General features: G+C 74.1%; 21 protein-coding genes. 17 read left to right on the top strand and 4 right to left on the bottom strand.

Annotation, left to right across the window (positions count from 1 at the left end):
• The first annotated feature begins 22 nt into the window (after positions 1–22).
• A complete protein-coding gene (locus ACI8AP_RS00965; protein WP_456587452.1) occupies positions 23–1,084 on the top strand; it encodes a winged helix DNA-binding domain-containing protein in 1,062 nt (353 codons plus the stop codon).
• A gap of 21 nt (positions 1,085–1,105) precedes the next feature.
• On the opposite strand, the gene ACI8AP_RS00960 is transcribed toward ACI8AP_RS00965, so the two are convergent.
• Entirely contained in the window at positions 1,106–1,549 is a 444-nt protein-coding gene (locus ACI8AP_RS00960; RefSeq protein WP_456587451.1) for a nitroreductase family deazaflavin-dependent oxidoreductase, read from the bottom strand.
• Between the two features lie 53 nt (positions 1,550–1,602).
• On the opposite strand from ACI8AP_RS00960, the gene ACI8AP_RS00955 reads away from it, so the two are divergent.
• The 11 genes from ACI8AP_RS00955 to ACI8AP_RS00905 all read left to right on the top strand — a co-directional run bounded on the left by ACI8AP_RS00955 (position 1,603) and on the right by ACI8AP_RS00905 (position 10,041).
• On the top strand, positions 1,603–1,719 hold the full coding sequence (locus ACI8AP_RS00955; protein ID WP_456587450.1) for a neutral zinc metallopeptidase: 117 nt from the start codon (positions 1,603–1,605) through the stop codon (positions 1,717–1,719).
• A 3-nt stretch (positions 1,720–1,722) separates the two neighbouring features.
• Positions 1,723–2,502, top strand: coding sequence for an enoyl-CoA hydratase/isomerase family protein (locus ACI8AP_RS00950; RefSeq protein ID WP_456587449.1), 780 nt, complete (start codon positions 1,723–1,725; stop codon positions 2,500–2,502).
• A gap of 305 nt (positions 2,503–2,807) precedes the next feature.
• A complete protein-coding gene (locus ACI8AP_RS00945; protein WP_456587448.1) occupies positions 2,808–3,659 on the top strand; it encodes a hypothetical protein in 852 nt (283 codons plus the stop codon).
• Position 3,660: 1 nt separating this feature from the next.
• Entirely contained in the window at positions 3,661–4,182 is a 522-nt protein-coding gene (locus ACI8AP_RS00940; RefSeq protein WP_456587447.1) for a phage holin family protein, read from the top strand.
• Between the two features lie 44 nt (positions 4,183–4,226).
• Positions 4,227–4,991, top strand: a complete 765-nt coding sequence (locus tag ACI8AP_RS00935; RefSeq protein WP_456587446.1) for a DUF3618 domain-containing protein — start codon at positions 4,227–4,229, stop codon at positions 4,989–4,991.
• Positions 4,992–5,199: 208 nt separating this feature from the next.
• Entirely contained in the window at positions 5,200–5,637 is a 438-nt protein-coding gene (locus tag ACI8AP_RS00930) for a response regulator transcription factor (protein WP_456587445.1), read from the top strand.
• Complete coding sequence (locus tag ACI8AP_RS00925) at positions 5,634–7,418, top strand: sensor histidine kinase (protein ID WP_456587444.1); 1,785 nt, start codon at positions 5,634–5,636, stop codon at positions 7,416–7,418. Before ACI8AP_RS00930 ends, ACI8AP_RS00925 begins: the two co-directional genes overlap by 4 nt.
• 217 nt (positions 7,419–7,635) lie before the next feature.
• Positions 7,636–8,253, top strand: a complete 618-nt coding sequence (locus tag ACI8AP_RS00920; protein ID WP_456587443.1) for a TasA family protein — start codon at positions 7,636–7,638, stop codon at positions 8,251–8,253.
• Positions 8,254–8,285: 32 nt separating this feature from the next.
• Complete coding sequence (locus tag ACI8AP_RS00915) at positions 8,286–8,915, top strand: signal peptidase I (RefSeq protein ID WP_456587442.1); 630 nt, start codon at positions 8,286–8,288, stop codon at positions 8,913–8,915.
• Positions 8,912–9,388: a hypothetical protein gene (locus tag ACI8AP_RS00910; RefSeq protein ID WP_456587441.1), complete on the top strand. Its 477-nt coding sequence runs from the start codon at positions 8,912–8,914 to the stop codon at positions 9,386–9,388. Before ACI8AP_RS00915 ends, ACI8AP_RS00910 begins: the two co-directional genes overlap by 4 nt.
• Positions 9,382–10,041 carry a response regulator gene (locus ACI8AP_RS00905; RefSeq protein ID WP_456587440.1) on the top strand — a complete coding sequence of 220 codons (660 nt, stop codon included), beginning with the start codon at positions 9,382–9,384 and terminating at the stop codon, positions 10,039–10,041. The genes ACI8AP_RS00910 and ACI8AP_RS00905 overlap by 7 nt, the downstream gene beginning before the upstream one ends.
• Positions 10,042–10,126: 85 nt before the next feature.
• On the opposite strand, the gene ACI8AP_RS00900 is transcribed toward ACI8AP_RS00905, so the two are convergent.
• Positions 10,127–10,837 (bottom strand): response regulator, encoded by a 711-nt coding sequence (locus ACI8AP_RS00900; protein WP_456587439.1) that lies wholly within the window; start codon positions 10,835–10,837, stop codon positions 10,127–10,129.
• Positions 10,838–11,083: 246 nt separating this feature from the next.
• On the opposite strand from ACI8AP_RS00900, the gene ACI8AP_RS00895 reads away from it, so the two are divergent.
• The 5 genes from ACI8AP_RS00895 to ACI8AP_RS00875 are packed head-to-tail and all read left to right on the top strand — an operon-like array spanning position 11,084 to position 15,614.
• The gene (locus ACI8AP_RS00895) at positions 11,084–12,166 is read left to right on the top strand and encodes a response regulator (protein WP_456587438.1); all 1,083 of its coding nucleotides are present in this window, start codon (positions 11,084–11,086) and stop codon (positions 12,164–12,166) included.
• Complete coding sequence (locus ACI8AP_RS00890; protein ID WP_456587437.1) at positions 12,159–13,148, top strand: ATP-grasp domain-containing protein; 990 nt, start codon at positions 12,159–12,161, stop codon at positions 13,146–13,148. Before ACI8AP_RS00895 ends, ACI8AP_RS00890 begins: the two co-directional genes overlap by 8 nt.
• Positions 13,145–13,894: a histidinol-phosphatase gene (locus ACI8AP_RS00885; RefSeq protein ID WP_456587436.1), complete on the top strand. Its 750-nt coding sequence runs from the start codon at positions 13,145–13,147 to the stop codon at positions 13,892–13,894. Before ACI8AP_RS00890 ends, ACI8AP_RS00885 begins: the two co-directional genes overlap by 4 nt.
• The gene (locus ACI8AP_RS00880) at positions 13,891–15,372 is read left to right on the top strand and encodes a glycosyltransferase (protein ID WP_456587435.1); all 1,482 of its coding nucleotides are present in this window, start codon (positions 13,891–13,893) and stop codon (positions 15,370–15,372) included. Before ACI8AP_RS00885 ends, ACI8AP_RS00880 begins: the two co-directional genes overlap by 4 nt.
• Entirely contained in the window at positions 15,369–15,614 is a 246-nt protein-coding gene (locus ACI8AP_RS00875; protein WP_456587434.1) for a hypothetical protein, read from the top strand. Before ACI8AP_RS00880 ends, ACI8AP_RS00875 begins: the two co-directional genes overlap by 4 nt.
• Before the next feature lie 61 nt (positions 15,615–15,675).
• Here ACI8AP_RS00875 and ACI8AP_RS00870 read toward each other — a convergent pair whose 3' ends face one another.
• Positions 15,676–16,854: an acyl-CoA dehydrogenase family protein gene (locus ACI8AP_RS00870; protein WP_456587433.1), complete on the bottom strand. Its 1,179-nt coding sequence runs from the start codon at positions 16,852–16,854 to the stop codon at positions 15,676–15,678.
• Between the two features lie 33 nt (positions 16,855–16,887).
• Positions 16,888–17,412, bottom strand: a complete 525-nt coding sequence (locus ACI8AP_RS00865; RefSeq protein ID WP_456587432.1) for an SAM-dependent methyltransferase — start codon at positions 17,410–17,412, stop codon at positions 16,888–16,890.
• Positions 17,413–17,416 lie beyond the last annotated feature (4 nt).

Here is a 17,416-nt window from a genome sequence, read left to right as displayed (position 1 = left end):
ACCCCTCTGCGAGGGTGTGCCCATGACGACCCCGCACGACGTGGCCCTGCTGCGGCTGGTCGCGCAGCGGCTCGCCGGGCCGCCGGCGGAGGACGCCGCCGCGGCCGTCCGCCGGCTGGTGGCGGTGCAGGGGCAGGACTTCCCGGGCGCGGTGACGTCGGTGGCCCTGCGCACCCGCAGCCGGAGCCGGGACGACGTGCTGCGGGCGCTCGACAGCGGGGCCGTCGTCCGGTCCTGGCCGATGCGCGGCACGCTGCACCTGGTGCCCGGGGAGGACCTGCCGTGGCTGCTCGAGCTGCTCGGCCCCCGGGCGCTGGCCGGGCTGGCCGGCCGGCGGGCGGCCCTGGGCCTGACCGATGCCGATGCCGAGCGCGCCCGGGACCTCGCTCGGGCGGCCCTCTCGGGTGGCCGGCGGCTCTCCCGCCGCGCCCTGCTGGGGGTGCTGGACGAGGGCGGCGTGCCCACCACCGGCCAGCGCGGCTACCACCTGCTGTGGTTCCTCGCCCAGACCGGCACTCTCTGCCTGGGGCCGACCGAGGACGGCGAGCAGGCGTTCGTGCTGCTGGACGAGTGGGTGCGCGCACCGCGTCGGCCCGCCCGCGCCGAGGCGCTCGCGGAGCTGGTGCTGCGGTACTTCCTCGGCCACGGCCCGGCCACGGTGCACGACCTGGTCCGCTGGGCGGGGACGACGGTGCGTGACGTCCGCACCGGACTCGACGCGGTCCGCGACCGGCTGGCGCGCATCGAGGTGGACGGGACCGAGCACTTCCTCGACCCGGACACCCCCGACCGCTGCGCGGCGCACCGGGAGGCCGCCCGGGCACCGCTGCTGCTGCCCGGCTTCGACGAGTTCGTGCTCGGCTACGCCGACCGCGGCGCCGTCCTGGACCCGGCCGACGCCCAGCGCATCGTGCCCGGGCGCAACGGCGTCTTCCGCCCGACCGTGGTCGTCGACGGCCGGATCGCCGGCACCTGGCGGCTCACCGGCCGGGGCACCGCGCGCACCGTCGAGGCCGAGCCGTTCACCGCCTGGGACGCCGACGTCCAGGCAGCCGTCACCCGGCTCGCGGACGCCTGGCCCTGACGGGCGCCGCCCCACTGCTCCTCAGCGGCGCTCGACGAGGAACACGGGGATCTGCCGGTCGGTCTTCTGCTGGTACTCGGCGTAGGGCGGGTAGGCCGCCACGGCCCGCTCCCACCACTCGTCCCGCTCCGCACCGGAGATCTCCCGGGCGACGCCGTCCCAAGGCTCGGGGCCGTCCTGCACGGTGACCTGGTCGGGGTGCGCCCGCAGGTTGGCGACCCACGCGGGATCGGTCGGCGCCCCGCCCTGCGAGCCCACCATCGCGTACACCCCGTCGTGCTCCACGCGCATCAGCGGCTGCTTGCGCACCTTGCCGCTCTTCGCGCCGCGGGTGCTGAAGATGACCACCGGCAGCCCGGTGTCCAGGAGCGTGTTCGCCTCCCGCCCCCCGGTCGCCTCGTAGCGCTCGACCTGCTCGCGCACCCACTGCTGCGGACTCGGTTCGTACTCACCCTCCAGCGGCATGCTCCCGAATCTAGGGGCGCCGCGGCGCGGCTGCCCGCCGACCCGGGTCGCGGGTGCCCGGGCCCCGATGGCACCGTGTCGTCGGCCAGCGGCAGCGCTGGTTCCGCACCGGGTACGAGACCGGTGACCCCAGCCGCTGCGACACCTTCGCCACCGACGACCTGGGCTGAGGAATGACCGACCACCTCCGCGTGACCCGGGACGGCTCCGTCGCCGTCCTCACCATCGACCGGCCGCAGAAGCGCAACGCGATGACCGTGGGGATGTGGGCGGCGCTGCCCGCCGTGCTGGCCCCGCTCGCCGACGACCCCGGGGTCCGGGTGCTGCTGGTCACCGGCGCGGGCCCCAGCTTCTGCGCGGGCGCCGACATCTCCGATCTGCTCGGCGGCGACGACCCCGCGGACCCGATGGCCGACGTCCGGCGGCACAACCTCGCCGCGCAGGCGGCGCTGCGCACCTTCCCCAAACCCACCGTCGCGGTCGTGCGCGGGCACTGCATCGGGGGCGGGGTGGAGCTCGCCACCGGCTGCGATCTCCGCTTCGCCGACCCGACGGCGGTCTTCGGGGTCACCCCCGCCAAGGTCGGCATCGTCTACACGCCCTCCTCCACCAAGGCCCTGGTGGATCTGGTGGGGCCGGCGACGACGAAGTACCTGCTGTACAGCGGCGAGCTGATCGACGCCCCCACCGCCCTGCGCACCGGGCTGGTCGACCGGCTCGTCGACGCCGAGGACCTGGCTGCCGAGGCGCACCGGTTCGCCGGGGTGCTGGCGTCCCGCTCCGCGCTCACCCAGCGCGCCACCAAGGAGACCGTGGCCGCGCTGGCCGACGGCGGGGACGGCGAGGCGCTCGCCGCGGCGCGGTACCGGGAGACGATCGCCGCCGGGGAGCTGGCCGAGGGCGTACGGGCCTTCGCGGAGCGCCGCGCCCCGCGCTTCCCCTGGTCCGGCTGACGCCGGGGGCGTCCGGCGGTTTCACCCACCCCTCACCAGGGGTACCCCACCCGTTGCGCGGAACGGCGCTCTTCACGAGCGGCAGGCGGATGGCGCAGCGACGACGCTGGCCAGCCCCTGCCACCCCCGATCCCGCCCCGAGACGCACGGATGCGCCGGGTGGACTTCGGTCAGCTCTTCCCGCCCCACCAGGGCGCCGAGCCGACGTCGTCGCGGCACCCCGGGCCCGTGCAGCGCCCGGATGTGTGCCGCAACGGCGTCGGGGTAGCGCTCCCACCGACCAGCAAGCATGCCGAGGAGGACCGATGACTCACTCCATCGATGCCCCGTTCCCGCCACCGGTTCCGCCGACGAGCGGCGCGACGACGGGCACCACGACGGGCACCACGACCGAGAGCTCGTCGACCAAGGACGCAGCCAAGCACGAGGCGCAGAACGCCAAGAACGTCGCCAAGCACGAGGCCCAGCAGACCAAGGACGTCGCCAAGGACGAGGCCCGCAACGTCGGGCAGACCGCGGCCCAGGCCGGCAGCCAGGTCGCCTCGACCGCCGCCGACCAGGCCATGAACGTGGCGAACGAGACCCAGCGCCAGGCCATGGACCTCATCGAGCAGGGGCGCACCCAGCTCAAGGAACAGGCCATCAGCCAGCAGCAGAAGGCCGCGACCGGCCTGTCGTCCCTCGCGCAGGAGCTGCGGGGCCTCGCCGACGGCACGAGCGACGGCGCCCCCGGCCCGGCGCGCGACCTGCTGCACCAGGCCTCCGGCGTCGTCGAGGGCTTCGCCGACAAGCTGCAGAACCGCGAGCCGGCGCAGCTCCTCGACGAGGTGCGCAGCTTCGCCCGCCGCAAGCCGGGCCTGTTCCTGCTCGGCGCCGCGGCCGCCGGGATCGTCGCCGGTCGGCTGACCAGCGGGGCCAAGGCCGCGCACAGCGACTCCGGGTCGGGCAACGGTCACCGCAGCACGCCGACGAACTACGTCGACCCTGCGCCGACGTACTCGGACTACTCCAGCGCCACCACCGGCGCGGGGACCGGCACCGGCGCCCCGCTCCCGCCGCCGCCGTACGGCACGGTGCCGCCCGCCGGCAGCATGGTGCCCCCGGCGACGCCCGCTGGCTGGGACGACCCGTCCCGCCGGCCCGGTGAGGTGCGCTGACATGAGCACCCCCTACTCCGGGGCCACCCCGGCCGGGTCGCAGGGCTATGCGGAGCCGACGCCGCAGAACTACGCGGCGGACTACTCCCAGGGCCAGCAGCACAGCGGCGCCATGGGCACCCCCACCACCGACTCCGGTCACCCCGACGTCGAAGGCGTCTCGGTCGGCGCGCTCATCGGGGAGGTCACCAAGGACCTCTCCACCCTGATGCGCCAGGAGCTCGAGCTGGCCAAGGTCGAGCTGAAGAGCGAGGCCAAGAAGGCCGGGCAGGGTGCCGGCATGTTCGGCGCCGCCGGCTTCGCCGGCTACATGGTGCTGATGTTCCTGTCCTTCGCCCTGTGGTGGGCGTTGGAGAACGTGATGGACGCCGGGCTGGCCGCCCTCATCGTGGCCGTCCTCTGGGGCGCCGTCGGGGCCGTCGCGTACGTGATGGGCCGCAAGAAGTTCGAGCAGGTCCACCCGAAGCCCGAACGGACCGTGGACACCCTGCAGCAGGTGCCCGGTGCCCTCAAGCCCAACTGACCACCAGACCGCTGAGGTCTCTTGAACGGCAGGAGCCGATACCAATGACCAGCAGTGACCCGGACGTCATCCGGCGGCAGATCGAGGACACCCGGCGCGAGCTCAGCTACGACGTCGACGCCCTCAACGAGAAGGTCAACCCGTCCCGCGTCATGGACCGGCGGGTGACCGCGGCCAAGGGCCGCATGACCACCCTCAAGGAGAAGGTCATGGGTTCCGCCCAGGACACCACCTCGGCGGCCCAGCACCGGGCCTCCGACGCGGCGGGCTCCGTGCAGGGCGCGGCGCACAACGCGGCGGGCTCGGTCCAGGGCGCGGCCTCGAACGCGGCCGACAGCGTGCAGAACGCGGCCTCGTCCGCGGTCGGCGCCGTCCAGCAGGCACCGGACACGATTTCGCGCCAGGCACAGGGCAACCCGCTCGCCGCCGGGCTCATCGCCTTCGGTACCGGCTGGCTGATCTCCAGCCTGCTCCCTGCCTCGCAGAAGGAGCAGCAGCTGGCCCAGCAGGCCGAGTCCACGCTGCGCGAGAACAAGGACGCGCTGCTCCAGCCGGCGAAGGATGCCGCGCAGGAGATGGGCGAGCAGCTCAAGCCGGCCGCCCAGCACGCGATGGAGGAGGTCAAGTCCACCGCCCAGGACGCGGCCGGGACCGTCAAGCAGGAGGGCCAGTCGGCAGCTCAGGACGTGCAGGGGCAGGCCCAGCAGTCCAAGCAGTCGGTGCAGGGCCAGGCCGAGCAGTCCAAGCAGTCGGTGCAGGGCCAGGCCCAGCAGTCCAAGCAGTCGGTGCAGAGCCAGTCCGGCTCCTGACACCTCGCGGGCCCACCGGCCCGCTCCGTTCGCCTGCGCCCCGCCGGGTCCTCCCGGCGGGGCGCAGTGCTGTCCGGACCGCCACCCCAAGGGGTGAGCCGCCGGTGCCCGCGCTGCAGGCCTTCCGTCGGGGCGCCGTTCCTCCTCAGGACGACGCCACCGGTCCCACCGCACCCGCGGGGCGGGACCACGACCGACGGGAGCTCCCGTGGACCCGGCCCTGCACTCCCCCGGCGGCGGCCCCGCCGGGCCGGCCCCGGGCGGCACCGTCCGGGTGCTCGTGGCCGACGACGAGGACGACATCCGCGGCCTGGTGTGCCTGGCCGTGCGCAAGGCCGGCTGCCAGGTGGTCGTCTCGGCGCCCGACGGCGCGGTCGCCCTCGCCGCAGCACGGGCCGAGCTGCCCGACCTGGCCGTCCTGGACGTCTCCATGCCGGGCGTGACCGGTCTGGAGATCTGCGCGGCGCTGCGCGCCGACCCCGCCACCGCCGGCACCCGGATCCTGCTGCTGTCCGCCGGCGCCTCCCCGGACGAGGTGGCCCGTGGCCTGGCCGCCGGGGCGGACGCGTACCTGGCGAAGCCGTTCAGCGTGGCCGGTCTCGTGCACCAGGTGCGGGCGCTGACCACGCGGGAGCCGGTGGCATGACCCTCGCCGTCCTCGACCGGCCACGGGACAACCCCCCGCCGTGGACCCGCCGGCTCACCCAGGCATCCGCCTGGCAGGCCGCCGTCCGCGGGCCGCTGCCGTGCACCGTCCTGCTCACCGCGGTCGCCCTGCTGCTGCTGACCGGTGACGTCCCGGTCGTCCACCAGGCCCTCGTGCACGCCGGCCTCGCCGTCGCCGTCGCCGCCACGGGCGTCGCCTGGTTCTCCCGGTCGCGTTCCCTGCCCGGCTCGTTCGCCGTACCGGTCGCGCAGCTGGCCGCCGCGGGCCTCCTGTACGCCGGCACCGCGTCGGCCACGACCCTCGTCCTCCTGCTCGGCCCGCTCTGGGCGCTCGCCACGCACGCCGACCGCCGGGGAGTGCTGCTCGCGGTGGCCGGGACCACGGCCGTGCTGGCCGGGCCCTCGCTCGTGGGCCCGCTCGGCGGCGCCGACGACCTGCCCGGCGCGCTGTTGGTCGGCCCGCTGGCGGTCGCCGTCGGCAGCCTCGCGGTCAACGAGAGCACCCGCCGCGCGGCCGCCCAGGCGCGGCACATCGCACGGCTGCAGCAGGAGCAGGCGGTGCTGCTGACGCAGGTGCGCAGCCGCGCGGACGAACTCGACACCGCCTCGCGCATCCTCGCCGCCCGTGCCCAGACGATGACCAGCGTGATCGACGCGGTCACCGAGCAGTCGATCATCGGCACGGACCGCGACGGCACCATCCGCGTGTGGAATCCCGGCGCCGAGAAGATGCTCGGCGTGCCGCGCCCCGACGTGGTCCGCACCCGGTCGATCCTCGACTTCCACCTGCCGGAGGAGCTCGACGCCGCAGCGGCGGACGGCGGCTGCGGCACCGGGCTCGAGGCCCTGGTGCGCGTCGCCCGGGAGCACGGCAGCGACGTCCGCGACTGGACCTACGTCGCCGCCGACGGCAGCCACCGCACCGTGTCGGTCGCCATCACCCCGCGCTCGGACGACCGCGGGGTGCACGCCGGCTGGAACTTCGTCGGCACCGACATGACCGAGGCGCGCGCCACCGAGCGGATGAAGGACCAGTTCGTCAGCCTGATCAGCCACGAGCTCCGCACGCCGCTGAGCTCGATCCTCGGCTACCTCGAGCTCGTCATGGACGACGAGGACTCACCCCTCACCGACGAGCAGCGGCAGTACCTGTCCACCGTGGAGCGCAACGCCCAGCGGCTGCTGCGACTGGTCGGGGACCTGCTCTTCACCGCGCAGGTGGAGAGCGGCCGGTTCACCCTGCAGCCCGCCGACGTCGACCTGGCCGGCGTTGTCCGGGCCGCCGAGGAGACGGCCCGGGTCGCCGCCGGCAACGCCGGCGTGCGGATCGTCGTCGACGTCCCCGGGGAGGGGATGGTGGTCTCCGGTGACGCCGTCCGGCTCGGGCAGGCGTGCGACAACCTGGTCTCCAACGCCGTGAAGTTCACGCCAGCCGGCGGTGAGGTGCGGCTCGTCCTCCGGTCGATGTGGCGCTCTGCCGACGGCGAGGTCCGTGCACATCCGGCGCCCGGCGCGGAGCCGGTCGCGCAGCTGTCGGTCAGCGACACCGGCATGGGGATCCCCGCCGGTGAGCAGGGCCAGCTGTTCACCCGGTTCTTCCGCTCCTCGACCGCCCAGCGCAACGCCGTTCCCGGGGTGGGGCTGGGGCTCACGATCACCAAGGCCATCACCACCGCGCACGGCGGCACGCTGGACCTGGTGAGCACCGAGGGCGTCGGCACCACCTTCACCATGACCCTGCCGGCGACTCCCGCGGGCTGACGGAGCCTGCCCCACCGCGCCCCCCGTTCCTGCCCGGGACGGGGGGCGCGGTGCGTACGGCCTGCCCCGTCCGCGGCCGCCGAGAGGCAGGCAGGAGTGCCCGTCGCTTCTTGCGGCTTCCTTGCGGATCGCTGGCGGGTGGCCTGCGGTTCGCCGTCCAGAGTCCTGGTTGTCGCCGGAACGCCGGCGGTCACACGGACACAGGAGAAGCAGGGACATGAGCACCAAGACCGCCACCACCGCCACCGGCTCCACCGCCCGCAAGGTCGTCGGCTCGCTCGGCGTGATCGGCGCGGCCGCCGCCGTGGCCGGCCTGGGGACGTTCGGCAGCTTCACCGACTCCACCTCGGTCGACACGACCATCAGCTCGGGCAGCGTCTCCATCGATCTCGCCAAGCCCGTCACCATCCCGGTGACCACCGCCGGCTTCGTCCCCGGCGACACGCTCACCCGCCCGGTGACGCTGGTCAACGACGGGGACACCGGCCTGGCCGCGGTCAACCTGAGCGCCACCGCCGCCGCGTCGAGCGTCCTCACCAGCGACGCCACCCGGGGGCTGCAGCTGTCCCTGCGGTCCTGCGCCGTGGCCTGGACCGAGGGGGGCACCCCCGCGGCGCCGACCTACACCTGCGCCAGCGGCGAGAAGATCCTCGGCTCGGGTGCCGTGCTCGCCCCCATCGACCTCGGCGCGGTGAACTCGCTGAACGTCGGCGGCTCGGACTTCCTCGCCTTCTCCATCGGCCTGCCGACCGCCGCCGACAACACGTTCCAGGGCAAGACCGCCGCCCTGACGCTGACCTTCACCGGCACGCAGCGCACCGGCACCGCCCGCTGAGCCCCGTCCGACGACCTCCCGGAGATCACGCCATGACCACCGTCCTCCCCGTCCGCGCCGCGGGGGCAGCTCCCCAGCTGCCCCCGAGCGAGGACGAGCGCTCCACGGCCGGCCACCCGGCCGCCCGGGCCCGCCGCATCGTGGGCCGCACGGCCCCGTGGCTGGTCCGCGGAGTCATGGGGGTCGCCGTCCTGGCCTTCGCCGTCCTGGCCGTCGGACCGCACGTGCTCGGCTACCGCACGATGACCATGCTGACCGCGAGCATGGCGCCGGAGATCGAGCCGGGCGACATCACCATCGCCACCCCGATCGACGTCACGGACCTCACCGAGGGCATGGTGATCACGTACCACATGCCGGTGGGCGACCACAGCCTCGTCACCCACCGCGTCGTCTCGGTCGACCGGGCCGCCGACGGCGGCGTCATCGTGCAGACCAAGGGCGACGCCAACGAGGCGATCGACCCGTGGACGGCCGGTCTCACCGGCGACACCGTCTACCAGGTGCGCGCCGTGATCCCGGAGTTCGGTCACGTGGTCCAGCTGCTGCGCACTCCGGTGATCAGCCAGGTGCTGCTCTACGGGGCTCCCGCGCTGCTCGCCGGCTGGCTGCTCCTGGCCATCTGGCGCCCCACCCCCGCGATCGAGGAGGACCGGGCATGAACGCCGTCCGCCGCACCCTGGCCGTCACCGGCCTCGCCCTCGCCCTCGCCGTGGGAGCCGCGATCCCCGCCTCGGCCACCTATGCCGACAGCGCCACCGTCTCGACGACGGTCTCGACCACCACCGTGACCGCGCCGGCCACCGTCACCATCGACGACCGGTGCACCCGCACCGTCAGCGGAGGCTCCTGGACCCGGTACGGGATGTGGGTCCCCACCTACAGCTACTGGTACGAGGCCACGATCAGCTGGCCGGCGAGCACGACGCCCAGCGGGGTCGTCGGCTACCGCGTCATGGCCCACCTGAACAACGGCCAGTCGCTCGTCATGGCCGAGACGAGCGCGGCGAATCGGACCGTGAGCGCCCGGGTGGACCGCGGCTACCTGGACTACCAGCCCCGTATCTCGGTCATCACCCTCACCAGCTACGGCTGGACCGCGGAGACGCCCCGCTCGGCGGTGCTGACGTGCTGACCGCCCTCGTCGTCCACGCCGACGCCGCCGTCCGCGACCAGGTCGCGGACCTGCTCTGCCTCGGTGGCTGGCACGTCCAGCACGCCGCCGGCCCCGAGGACGCCGTCCGGCACGCCCTGGTCACCGACGTCGACCTGGTCGTGACCGACCTGGCGATGCCGGGCGGCTCGGGTGCCGCGATGCTCCGCCGGATCCGGCGCAACGGGTCCCGCGCCCGCTTCGTGGTCGTCACCGCGGACCCGACCGCCGAGGACCGCGCGGAGGCGGCCACCGCCGGCGCACTGGTCACCCTCGCCCAGCCGGTGACGGCGCGGTCGCTCCTGGACTTCCTCCGCGGCCGGACCACGGTCGCGGCGCAGGCCGGGGACACGGGCGGTCCCAGCGATGCCGAGCTGGTGGACACCGAGCTGATGACCCGGCTCCAGGGCATGTACGCCGATGCGCTGCCCACCCGGCTGTCGGCCATCGACCTGCACACCCGCGCCGGTGACGCCACCGCGGTCGCGTTCGCCGCGCACACCCTGGCCGGCACGAGCGGCCAGCTGGGACACCCGGAGGTCGCCTCCCTCTGCCGGGAGATCGCCGCCGACGCCCGCCGTGGCGTGCTCGCCCACTCCCGGGTCGCCCGGCTCCAGGAGCTCGCCGGCGTCTAGTCCGGCCCGGCCAGGCATAGGAAGCTCTACCGGTGGTTCGCGCCCCCGATACGGGTGGATAGCTTCCTATGCCTCGAGACGACGGCTATGCGGCGACGAGGCGGTAGCCGACGCCGCGGACGGTCTTGATCTCCGGCGAGTTCAGGCCGGCGGCCACGAGTTTGCGGCGCAGGTTCGACATGTGCGCCTCGACCAGGCGCAGGTTGCCCTCCCAGTCGGTGTGCCAGACCTCGCGCAGCAGCGTCTCCCGCTGCAGCACCCGGCCCGGGCGCGACGCCAGCGCGGCGAGCAGGTCGAACTCGGTGCGGGTCAGGTCGACGACGTCGCCGTCGACCCGGACCTCCCGGCTGTCCTCGTCTACCTCCAGCTCGGCGAGCCGGCGCACCGACTCCGCCGCGGGGGCCGGCTCGGCGGCCGGCTGCGGCGCGGTCCGCGGGAAGCGGAGCATCGCCTGCACACGCGCCACGAGCTCACGCGGGGAGAACGGCTTGGCCATGTACCCGTCGGCGCCGACGGCCAGCCCGATGAGCAGGTCGACCTCCTCGGCGCGGGCGGTCAGCATGAGGACGTAGCAGGGCGTCTCGGCACGGATCTGCCGGCACACCTCGGTGCCGTCGGCGTCCGGGAGCCCGAGATCGAGGACGATGAGGTCCGGCGGCTCCCGCCGCACCTCCGCGATGGCCTCGGCACCGGTGCCCACGGCGCGCACGGCGAACCCGGCCCGCTCGAGCACCGTGGTCACCAGCTCGCGGATCTCCTGGGTGTCCTCGACCACGAGCACGGACTGATCCGCCACGACGCCTCCTCCTCACTGCTCGCTGAGGGTGCGGAGGGTGGTCCTCCGGTCACCTGACCGGGTGATCGGCACGGCGGCGGCGCGGCTTGAGCGGTGCACCGGTCGCCCGGTCGGGCGGGCCCACCCGGAGGGGTGAGACACGGGGCGCCCGGCTCATGCGACCAGCGGAAACGGCCGTCAACTCCCGCGGGGACACCCGTCCCCCTCCCGGGCAGCCGGGGGAATCCACCGACGGGAGCCGGAACCGTGGACGGTGCTCTGCACGTCCTGGTCGTCGACGACGACCCCGACACCGCACTCTTCGTGCGCACGGTGCTGCAGCGGGGCGGCATGACCGTGACCACGTGCGCCGACCCGCTCGAGGCCCTGGCGCTGGCCTCGCGCGTCGAGTTCGACGCCGCTATCACCGACATCGAGATGCCGGGCATGACCGGGCTGGAGTTCCTCGACCGCCTGCGTCAGCTGCGCGCCGACCTGCCGGTCACCGTGATGACCGCGCACGCGTCGGTCGACTACGCCGTGGACGCGCTGCGCCGCCAGGCCGACGAGTTCCTCGTCAAGCCGGTGCCCAAGGACACCCTGGCCGCCACGATCCGCCGGCTGGCGGAGGCCGCGCAGGCCAAGCGGGCCGCCGCTCCGCAGCGCCAGACCGTCCTGGCCGTCGGCGCCCACCCCGACGACGTGGAGATCGGGGTCGGCGGCACGCTCGCCGCGCACCGCTCCGCCGGTGACCAGGTGGTGATCCTGACCCTCTCCCGCGGCGCACGCGGCGGCGAGGCGGGCGACCGGCAGGACGAGTCGCTGGCCGCGGCCGAGCTGATCGGCGCCCGGCTGTTCCTCGAGGACCTCGAGGACACCCGGATCAGCCCGATGGACCCGACCATGTCGATCATCGAGCGGGTCGTGCAGGAGGTCCGTCCGACCATCGTCTACACCCACTCGGCCAACGACCGGCACCAGGACCACCGGGCCGTGCACCAGGCCGCGAGCGTCGCGACCCGCACCGTGCCGACCGTCGCCTGCTTCCAGAGCCCCTCGGCCACCATCGACTTCCGGCCGTCCCGCTTCGTCTCCATCGACGGGTTCACCCGCACCAAGCTCGACCTGCTCGCCAGCTTCCGCTCGCAGGCCGGCATCCGCAGCTACCTGCAGGACGACTTCGTGCTGGCGACCGCCCGCTACTGGTCGCGCTACGGCAGCGGCGGCCAGTACTGCGAACCGCTGGAGATCGTCCGGGACGCCGGTGGCGTCGTGGGCGCCACCAGCGACTCGGCCTTCCAGCAGTCCTCCCCCGCCACCTCGACCACCCCGGAGCGCTTCGGTGTCTGACTCTTCCCCCACCCGCGTCCTGGTGACCGGGGCCGGCGGCCCGGCCGGCATCGCCGTGCTGCGCTCGCTGGCCCGCCGCGACGACGTCGAACTGCTGGCTGCGGACATGGATCGCTACGCCAGCGGCCTGTACCTGGTGGACGCCGGTGCGCGGCACCTGGTCCGCCCCGGCCTCAGCGAGGAGTTCGTCGACTCCCTCGTCGCCCTGTGCGAGCGGGAGCGCGTGGACGTGCTGTTCTCCACCGTCGACGTCGAGCTGCCGCGGCTGGCCGCCGAGCGCAAGCGCCTGGACGCCGTCGGCACCACGCTGGCCGCACCGAGCCTCGAGACCCTCGAGGTCTGCCTGGACAAGTACGCCCTCGCGCAGCGCTGCACCGAGGTCCTGCCGACCCCCCGCACCGCGCTGCTCGGCGAGACCGACCCGGGCAGCTGGGACTACCCGGTGATCGTCAAGCCGCGGCGGGGGGCCGGCTCCCGCGGCGTGCACCTGGTCGAGGACGCCGCCGCGCTGACCGCCCTGGGCAGCGACGAGGACACCCTCGTGCAGGCCCACCTGCCCGGCGACGAGTACTCCGTCGACACGCTCGCCGACGCCGACGGGCACGTGGTCGCCGCCGTGCCGCGGTCCCGGCTGCGGGTCGACTCCGGGGTCTCGGTCGCCGGCGCCACGGTGGCCGACCCGGAGCTGGTGGAGACCGCCCGCCGGGTGGCCCGCGCCATCGGGCTGGTCGGGGTGGCCAACGTGCAGCTGCGCCGCGACGCCGAGGGCCGCCCGGCCCTGCTGGAGGTCAACCCGCGCTTCCCCGGCGCGATGCCGCTGACCGTCGCGGCCGGCGTCGACATGCCCTCCCTCGCCCTGGACCTGGCGCTGGGCCGCCCGCTACCGGCCGAGGTGCCCTTCCGGGAGCTCGCGGTGGTGCGCTACCTCGAGGACGTCTTCCTCGCCCCGTCCGACGTCGTCGCCGAGGAGGCCGCCCGATGACCGCCGCCCTGGGTGAGCTCGACCTGCTGCTCACCGACCACCACGTGCACTCCACCTGGTCCGACGACGCCGTGAGCGCGCCGATGGAGAACCTCGTCGCCGCCCGCGACACGGGGCTGGCCAGCATCCGCATGGTCGACCACGTCCGGACGACGACGACCTGGGTACCGGGCTTCCTCGCCGAGGTGGCCGCCCTCCCCCGGATCGAGGGGCTGGAGGTGCTCACCGGCGTCGAGGCGAAGATCCTGGACGCCTCCGGCCGCCTCGACGTGCCCGAGGACCTCGTGGTCGGGCCGGGCGGGGTCGACCGCATCCTCATCGCCGACCACCAGTTCCCCGGGCCGGACGGCCCGTGGAGCCCGCGCCGCACCCTGGAGGAGATCGCGGGCGGGCTGTCCACCCAAGACGCGCTGTCGATCCTCGTCGACGCGACCGTGCGGGCGATGGAGCGCGCCGGGCGGGGCCAGCTGGCCCACCTGTTCTCGCTGCTGCCCAAGGTCGGCATGCACGAGAGCGAGCTGCTCGACGAGCACGTCGCCGCGATCGCCGACGCCGCCCTCCGGACCGGCACGACGGTCGAGGTCAACGAGAAGTGGCGCTGCCCCGGGCCCCGCGTCGTGCTGGCCCTCGCGGCCGCCGGCGTGACCCTCGTCGGCTCCACCGACAGCCACGAGGCCGCCACCGTGGGCCGCTACTCCTGGGTGGCCGACGCGGCGTCGGCGACCCGGCTGGTGGGTGCCCGGTGACCCTCCTCGCCGTCGGCACCGACGTGGCCGGCATCGGCGAGACCGTGCTGACCTGGTTCCTGCTGGCCCTGGTGGCCACCGGCGCGATCCCGGTCGTCGCCGGGCTGGCGCAGTTCCTCGTGATCCCGTTCCACGCGGTCCGCAACCACTACCGCGAGACGGGCCCGTACCTGCCCAACGTCGCGGTCCTCGTCCCGGCGTGGAACGAGGCCGCCGTCCTCACCAGCTCGATCGAGCGGCTGATGGGGCTGGACTACCCGCCGGACCGGCTGCGCGTCTACGTCGTGGACGACGCCAGCACCGACGACACCCCCGCCGTGCTGGCCGCCTGCGCCGAGCGCTTCCCCGGCCGGGTCGTGCACCTGCGCCGCGAGAAGGGCGGCGAGGGCAAGGCGCACACCCTCAACCACGGGCTGCGCGAGGTCCTCGCCGACGACTGGATGGAGGCGCTCCTGATCATGGACGCCGACGTCATCTACGAGCCGGCGTCGCTGCGCAAGATGACCCGCCACCTGGCCGATCCCACGGTCGGCGCGGTGACCGCCTACATCCGCGAGGGCAGCGGCGACCCGGAGGGGATCACCCGGTTCATCGGGTTCGACTACCTGGCCGCGCAGGCCGCCTCCCGCCGGGCGCAGAACGTCGCCGGTGCGATGGCCTGCCTCGCCGGTGGCGCGCAGCTGCACTCGCGGGAGAACCTCGTGGCGATCGGCGGGCAGATCGACACCTCCTCGCTGGCCGAGGACACGGTCACGACCTTCCGCACCCAGCTCGCCGGGCGCCGGGTCGTCTTCGAGCCGCACGCCCGCGTGCTGGCCGAGGAGCCGGCCGGCGTGGACGCGCTGTGGAAGCAGCGGCTGCGCTGGGCCCGCGGCAACGTGCAGATCACCTCGATGTACCGGCACCTGTGGTTCCGCAGGTCGGTGCACCCGGGGCTGGGCGGCTTCTTCTTCGGCGTCTTCTGGTTCGCGATCCTGCTGCTGCCGGTGGCGATGCTGCTGACCTCGATCGGCCTGATCGGGCTCTACCTGCTCGACAGCGAGCTGGCCTCGGAGGTGTTCGGGGCGGCGGTGTTCGTGCCGATCGCGACCTTCGTCTTCATGATCACGCTGACCATGTCGGTCGATCCGCGCACCGGTCTCAAGGTCTGGCGGGAGGCACTGCTGTTCCCGGGCGCCATCTCCTTCGTCGTCCTGCTGTCGGCCGCGTTCCCCGGGGTGATCCCCATGTCCGACGGCGTGGAGACGTTCTGGACGCTGTTCGTCTACAGCTGGCTGGTGCTCTGCATCCCGCTGGCCTACGGGGTCCGGAAGCTCGAGGGCACCCGCTGGGGCCGGCCGCTCGTGCCGCTGGCGCTCTACCTGGTCGGCTTCGGGCCGCTGATGTGCGCGATCACCGTGGACGCCTACGTCAAGGAGTTCCGCGGGGCGGCCATGACCTGGGACAAGACCGAGAAGACCGGGAGGGTCACGGTATGAGCAACCTCCACCAGCTGGTCGGAGCCGGGCAGCCGTTCCGGGTGAGCCCCCCGGTGGTGCTCACCGAGGAGGTGCTCGCCCGCTGCGGCGGCCGCACCCCGGTGTGGGCCGATCCGGTGGCCCTGGCCGACGAGACCGAGGCCGACCGGGTGCGCGAACGCCGGCTGTGGATGGGGCTCGCCGTCGCGGTCTCCGTCGTGGTCCTGCTGTACCTGGTGCGCACCGCCGTCCTCGGCGCCTGAGATCTGCGGCCCGGCCGTCCCCCTGACCCCGGGGCGGCCGGGTCGCAGCGCTCGGCCGGGCTCAGACGAAGGCGCTGATCCCGGTCAGCGCCCGCCCGACGATGAGCTGGTTGATCTCCCGGGTCCCCTCGTAGGAGTAGAGGGCCTCCGCGTCGTTGAAGAACCGGACGACGTCGCGCTCGAGCAGGATGCCGTTGCCCCCGAGCAGCTCCCGGGCCCAGCCGACCGTCTCCCGCGCCCGGCTGGTCACGTAGCTCTTGGCCAGCGCGGCGTGGTCGTCGCGGAACACGCCCTCCTCCTGCAGCTGCGCCACCCGGACCGCCATGCCGAGGCTCGCGGTGACGTTTCCGGCCATGCGGGCCAGCAGGTCCTGGATGAGCTGGAACCCGGCGATCGGGCGGCCGAACTGCTCCCGCTCCTTGGCGTAGGCCAGCGCGGCCTCGAAGGCACCCATCTGGCAGCCGACGGCGCTCCAGGCGACCCCGCCGCGGGTCAGCTTCAGCACCCGGTTGACGTCCTTGAAGGTGTTGCCGCCCTCGAGCTTGTTCTCGGCCGGGATCCGGCACCCCTCGAACGTGATGTCGGCGTTCTGCACCGTGCGCAGCGCGTACTTGCCCTCCATCTTGGTCGCGGTGAACCCGGGGGTGCCCTTCTCCACGACGAACGTCTTCACCGAGTCGTCGGCGACGTCGCGGGCGAACACGACGACGAGGTCGGCGAAGGTGCCGTTGCCGATCCACCGCTTGGCGCCGTCGATCACCCACTCGTCGCCGTCCTGCCGGGCCGTGGTCTCCAGGCCGAGCGCGACGTCGGAGCCACCGTGCGGCTCGGTGAGCGCGAAGCAGCCGATCTTCTCCAGGGCCAGCATGCCCGGCAGCCAGCGGCGCTTCTGCTCCTCGGAGCCGAGGTTGACGATCGACCCCATCGCCAGGCCGTTGTGCACCCCGAGGAAGGTGGCCATCGACGGGTCGACGCGGGCGATCTCCAGGGCGATGAAGCCGGTGAACAGCCGCGAGGCGCGCGGTGACCCCTCGGTGTCGTAGCTGCGGCCGACCAGCCCCGCCTCGGCGAAGCGCGGGATCAGCTCCATCGGGAAGGTGGCCGCCTCCCAGGAGTCGTTCACCAGCGGCCGGACCTCCTCCTGCAGGAAGGTGCGGATGCCGGCGAGCTCTTCCCGCTCCTCCGCCGACAGCAGCGACTCGTAGGCGTACAGGTCACCGGGTACCAGGTCGTCGGTCATGCGGATGTCCTCTCGTCGGTGGCGTCCCGCCTCCTACCCGTCCTGCCCCGACCGCAACTCGACGGCCGCCGACGGGACCGGCGCCGTGGCGGCCCGGTGGACGGCGTGCTCGACCAGGCCGCGCTCCCCGGCGGACCGGAGCACCGCCGTCCGGATCCGGTCGTCGGCGCCGGGGGCCATGACCGAGAAGGCGACGACGACCCGCCCGCCGGGTGCCAGCACCCGCCGGACGACGTCCCACTCCGGTGCCGGCGGGGTCCAGAAGGCGCGGACGTCGAACGACACGACGGCGTCGAACCAGCGCTCCGGCAGCTCGGCCCCGACCAGCGGCGCGGTCTGCAGGGTCACCCGCCCGTCCTCGACCGCGACGCGGTTCCGCCGGGTCGCCGCGGCCACCATGGTCGCCGAGCGGTCGACGGCGGTCACGTGGCCGACCCCCGGCCGTCGGGCGAGCAGGTCGGCCAGCACGCCGTGGCCGCACCCCACTTCGAGCACCCGCTCCCCGGGTGCGGGGTCCACCAGCCCGGCCGCCCAGGACAGCCGCTCGGACGCCGCCACGGGA

Source organism: Blastococcus sp. SYSU DS1021, assembly GCF_054050995.1.
This window is presented reverse-complemented; position numbering and strand designations above follow the sequence as displayed.

Coding starts and splice junctions, on each gene's coding strand:
- ACI8AP_RS00960 (WP_456587451.1), bottom strand. CDS start 1,549: ATGCCGCTGGAGGGTGAGTACGAACCGAGTCCGCAGCAGTGGGTGCGC.
- ACI8AP_RS00965 (WP_456587452.1), top strand. CDS start 23: ATGACGACCCCGCACGACGTGGCCCTGCTGCGGCTGGTCGCGCAGCGG.
- ACI8AP_RS00925 (WP_456587444.1), top strand. CDS start 5,634: ATGACCCTCGCCGTCCTCGACCGGCCACGGGACAACCCCCCGCCGTGG.
- ACI8AP_RS00870 (WP_456587433.1), bottom strand. CDS start 16,854: ATGACCGACGACCTGGTACCCGGTGACCTGTACGCCTACGAGTCGCTG.
- ACI8AP_RS00910 (WP_456587441.1), top strand. CDS start 8,912: ATGAACGCCGTCCGCCGCACCCTGGCCGTCACCGGCCTCGCCCTCGCC.
- ACI8AP_RS00940 (WP_456587447.1), top strand. CDS start 3,661: ATGAGCACCCCCTACTCCGGGGCCACCCCGGCCGGGTCGCAGGGCTAT.
- ACI8AP_RS00920 (WP_456587443.1), top strand. CDS start 7,636: ATGAGCACCAAGACCGCCACCACCGCCACCGGCTCCACCGCCCGCAAG.
- ACI8AP_RS00885 (WP_456587436.1), top strand. CDS start 13,145: ATGACCGCCGCCCTGGGTGAGCTCGACCTGCTGCTCACCGACCACCAC.
- ACI8AP_RS00875 (WP_456587434.1), top strand. CDS start 15,369: ATGAGCAACCTCCACCAGCTGGTCGGAGCCGGGCAGCCGTTCCGGGTG.
- ACI8AP_RS00950 (WP_456587449.1), top strand. CDS start 1,723: ATGACCGACCACCTCCGCGTGACCCGGGACGGCTCCGTCGCCGTCCTC.
- ACI8AP_RS00945 (WP_456587448.1), top strand. CDS start 2,808: ATGACTCACTCCATCGATGCCCCGTTCCCGCCACCGGTTCCGCCGACG.
- ACI8AP_RS00915 (WP_456587442.1), top strand. CDS start 8,286: ATGACCACCGTCCTCCCCGTCCGCGCCGCGGGGGCAGCTCCCCAGCTG.
- ACI8AP_RS00935 (WP_456587446.1), top strand. CDS start 4,227: ATGACCAGCAGTGACCCGGACGTCATCCGGCGGCAGATCGAGGACACC.